This is a genomic window from Roseovarius sp. EC-HK134 (assembly GCF_902498815.1).
In the GTDB taxonomy this organism is placed as follows: domain Bacteria; phylum Pseudomonadota; class Alphaproteobacteria; order Rhodobacterales; family Rhodobacteraceae; genus Roseovarius; species Roseovarius mucosus_A.
Genome location: NZ_LR701539.1, coordinates 1 through 1,213 on the forward strand (window position 1 = coordinate 1; position 1,213 = coordinate 1,213).

The window sequence follows — 1,213 nt, forward strand, 5'->3', positions numbered from 1 at the left end:
TCTCTCCATGCTTCCAGAAAATCCGCCAATATCCGCCGCATCGCCTCCGGGCGGGTCGGGACATCATCTAACGTTCGTCGATAAGCATCAATCTCACTGATCATCTCGGGTTCCATTCGGATCATCACGGGCTTGGTGTCCGTCTTCGGGCGACCGATCTTCTTTTTTTGCTCAGGCATGTCGAATCATCCTCAAATCTGCTTGACTATTTGATTACAACATTACATGATAGGCGGACCAAGGCAAGAGCGGTAACTCGAACCTTGGCCCTAATCATCATCATTCCTACGGAGAAATCAGATGACTAAGCAAACTCCTATCATGCCCGATCTCGGGCATGAAGCCCTTCGCGAGACAGCAATTTCGGTCGCGTTCCGCAATGTTCTCAGCACGATGCACGCCTTCATTGATGCTGAGCGTGATCTGGAAGACATCGCACACAGCCAAGATCCGGCATATTCAGCCTGGGCGGCGGACACCGAGCAGGCATATGAAAATCTTGCCGATGCACTGGCCGGGGTGCATTGCCTGCCCATCGAATTGCGCGAAGACTTGCCGCTCAAGCGGATGGCCCGGCTTGCGGACGCGATGATCGGGCACGAGGAACCGGGTGGTGCGCGGGCGATGCACGACGAAATGCAGATGGCGTTTTTCTCGCAATTTCAGGCCTCGGGGCTTTCCCAGACGGCGATGCATCGCAACGGCCTTCTGCTCCACGCCCGTCATCTGGTGAACGCCATGATCAGCTTGCCGTTGTTCGACTGCACGCCGGTCGACGAACCTCTGGCCGTTGATAGCCGGGCTGACGAGTTGGTGCTCGACTGCTGACGCCACATCCCATCTGACCGCTTCCTCCCCCCGACATGGGAGGAGGAAACCCGTTTCACCGAATTTCAAACTGACCGGCCGCCCGTTCGCGCCGCTCCTCTCAACGTGCGCGCACAATCGCGGCCAAACCGGAGATCATCCCATGACAAATACTCTCACAATTTCTGGCACGCCCATTCCCATTTATCCAGGGCAACTGATGCCCCATTGGATCTCTTCTGCCAAAGCGAAGGGGTATGACATCGTAGCCCGCGTGATCGACCGTTTTCACCTCGCGCTGCGTTGTCGCCTTTGTGGCGCTGTAATCAAGGTCAGGCTGTTCACGCTCATGTCGGCGCAACCGCTGTGCCCCACCTGCGTGCAGACCGGTTGGATTTCAACGGCA

The 1,213-nt window shown here is 56.7% G+C and carries 1 protein-coding gene and 1 pseudogene; both read left to right on the forward strand.

What is annotated here, in order from left to right:
• Positions 1 to 300 precede the first annotated feature (300 nt).
• Positions 301 to 828 (forward strand): hypothetical protein, encoded by a 528-nt coding sequence (locus tag GC127_RS01280; RefSeq protein WP_151992552.1) that lies wholly within the window; start codon positions 301 to 303, stop codon positions 826 to 828.
• A 199-nt stretch (positions 829 to 1,027) separates the two neighbouring features.
• A pseudogene (locus GC127_RS22970) lies at positions 1,028 to 1,213 on the forward strand (hypothetical protein); the annotation flags it as partial.

What these genes read in the sequence shown, in the direction of transcription:
- GC127_RS01280 (WP_151992552.1), top strand. Translation starts at nt 301, where the DNA reads ATGACTAAGCAAACTCCTATCATGCCCGATCTCGGGCATGAAGCCCTT.